At 44.4% G+C, this 1,294-nt stretch carries 3 protein-coding genes; 1 reads left to right on the forward strand and 2 read right to left on the reverse strand.

Annotated features, from left to right (window positions below; translation table 11 throughout):
* Nucleotides 1-48: 48 nt before the first annotated feature.
* On the reverse strand, nucleotides 49-183 hold the full coding sequence (locus tag F6K37_RS42955) for a hypothetical protein (RefSeq protein WP_287257290.1): 135 nt from the start codon (nucleotides 181-183) through the stop codon (nucleotides 49-51).
* A gap of 214 nt (nucleotides 184-397) precedes the next feature.
* Complete coding sequence (locus F6K37_RS42960) at nucleotides 398-817, reverse strand: DUF29 family protein (RefSeq protein ID WP_008178053.1); 420 nt, start codon at nucleotides 815-817, stop codon at nucleotides 398-400.
* A 235-nt stretch (nucleotides 818-1,052) separates the two neighbouring features.
* Here F6K37_RS42960 and F6K37_RS42965 point away from each other — a divergent pair, with 235 nt between their 5' ends.
* Entirely contained in the window at nucleotides 1,053-1,226 is a 174-nt protein-coding gene (locus F6K37_RS42965; protein WP_154659642.1) for a hypothetical protein, read from the forward strand.
* Nucleotides 1,227-1,294 lie beyond the last annotated feature (68 nt).

Raw genomic sequence — 1,294 nt, forward strand, 5'->3', positions numbered from 1 at the left:
TCTAAGACATCCCTTGGCTCTCAGTTAAGTTTGACCATGTGATCAATGCTAATATTTGTAGCAAAGGGAGTCGGGAGTCGGGAGTCGGGAGTCGGGAGTCGGGAGTCGGGAATAGGGAATAGGGAATAGGGCATCAATAATTATAACAATTCCTACATGGATTGCTAATAACTGATATAGCACTACGCATTAAAGTTAGGACATTGATACAAGTAGCAAAAGCTGTTCTAGTAAGCTATTGCCTATTGCCTCTTGCCTCTTGCCTTCCCCTCCTGGGAGGGGTTAGGGGTGGGTTCCTCTTGCCTATTGCCTCTTGCCTATTGCCTAGCGCTATAGCTAATAACTGATTGCTGACGGCTGTTCGCGTAGCGTGCGCGTAGCGCTTAAGCTGATAGCCCTACAAAATCAAATCCATTGCTGTTTTTATAATTTCCTCGCGCTCCACCATTTTAGCAATTTCTTCAGCTTCATAAGTTCCTTGAAATGCTTCTAATGAGGCTCGATCTAGAGCGGATTCATAGGCATCTTCTAAAGTTTCTAATAATTCCTCTTCGGTTAGATAAGTTCCTTTAGCCTTGTGGCGCTTATTAGTCCGTTGAATTTGTTTAACCGCATTGCGGATTGATACTTCCCAAGATTTAGTCGTTCGTTTCTCAGCAGCTTTTTTAATTAGATGTAACAGCAGAATAATTCCGTAACTAAATAGTTTATTCAGTTTATCCGATTTGCTCATCTCCTCCAATTCTTCAATCAGTTCCAGGGCTTCAGGGATTTTGCCTTCGTAGAGCAATTCCTTTAGAGTCATTAATTCTTCCATTGGCTATTATTCCTCCGCTTTTAAATTGACCCGTCGCGACTAATACTGGAATAACCAAAGATAGTTTGTAAGCATTCAGCTAATGCGCTACGCGCACGCTACGCGAACAGCCGTCAGCCGTCAGCTCATCAACGGGAGGTAGTAAACAAGCTGGGGGGTGCTGGTACGGCTGCTTGAAAATCCCTGCTCGTTTTACTCAGCTGATAGCTGATAGCTGAGAGCGGAATACTTACTTATGAACTACATTCAATTCCCGACTCCCGACTCCCAACTCCCGATTTCCAACTCCCGATTCCCGACTCCCGATTCCCGACTCCCGATTCCCGATTCCCGATTCCCGATTCCCTACTCCCTACTCCCTACTCCCGATTCCCTACTCCCCTTAACCCATTACCCATTACCAAAATAACCGTAAAATTGCCCAATGTCTCCAATTAGGCTATTCAACTAATTCCGCAATTGTACGGTTATTTTAAA

It is taken from the genome of Moorena sp. SIO4E2 (assembly GCF_010671945.1).
Classification (GTDB): Bacteria; Cyanobacteriota; Cyanobacteriia; order Cyanobacteriales; family Coleofasciculaceae; genus Moorena; species Moorena producens.